The organism is Novosphingobium clariflavum (assembly GCF_026420865.1).
Classification (GTDB): Bacteria; Pseudomonadota; Alphaproteobacteria; order Sphingomonadales; family Sphingomonadaceae; genus Novosphingobium; species Novosphingobium clariflavum.
The window spans coordinates 1-860 of the sequence record NZ_JAPCWC010000100.1; the positions used below are offsets into that span (position 1 = coordinate 1).

Here is an 860-nt window from a genome sequence, read left to right on the forward strand (position 1 = left end):
CACATGCGAGGGACATCCCCCGCCCGGTCCGCGACACCGAGCAATACAGTCACGAGAGACAGATCGGAGCGCTGCGCATCCGCCATCCAGTCCTGGATGGCCCGCGCTTGATTGCGGGCGTATGCACGTTTGCAGCGCGGACAAGCAGGCTGGCGGCAGTAGATGCTATTGTCCGATGTCTCGCGACGGTCGCCGCATATTGACATCCGATGTGCGAGATCGCGCGCCTCGTTCGAATAGCCGTGGCGTAATTGCTCGATCAGGCGAACTCTCGCCTTCTCCTCAACAAAACGCGATTCTTGATATTTTACGAAAAAATTGTTAGTCTTGCTCATCCAATACATCGATGATGCGCAATCCAACTCGCGTATCACCTATCCAAATACATCGATCCTATTTACACTCATCTTGTTCATCACCAAAAATTAAAATCACATCTTGTCAGTCAGCGAGCAGATCGCTACCATGATCTGGCGCAAGCGCTGTTTTATGAAATAGTTTTAGGAGCCGTCAGCCGGAAGGCTGGCGGCTCTTCTCTTTTTGTCATTTTAATATCGTCGAAATTACTTCGCTTGTCGTATCCGTTGGTCATTACCAATTGGACAGACCTTTTTGACATCCGAATCACCGCGTGCGGCGGCTCCGCACGATCAGACAAAAGACGAATATTGGATTGATGTAGCCAAGGCGCTGGCAAGAGCGCATGCACGTGCTGACTACCTGAAAGGCGTGGAGGCGAAGCATGAGTAAGCGAGCAGCGATATACGCTCGCTATTCGACTGATCTGCAAGACGATAAGTCGATAGCGGACCAGTTTGCACTTTGTCGCGCGTATGCGAAGCGAGAGAGCTATACAGTCG

At 51.6% G+C, this 860-nt stretch carries 1 protein-coding gene; it reads right to left on the reverse strand.

Features of this window, described 5'->3' with window-relative positions; all coding sequences use genetic code 11:
* Positions 1-335 (reverse strand): hypothetical protein (locus OKA11_RS24450; protein WP_267225236.1); only part of this gene is annotated, 335 nt, incomplete at its 3' end.
* Positions 336-860 lie beyond the last annotated feature (525 nt).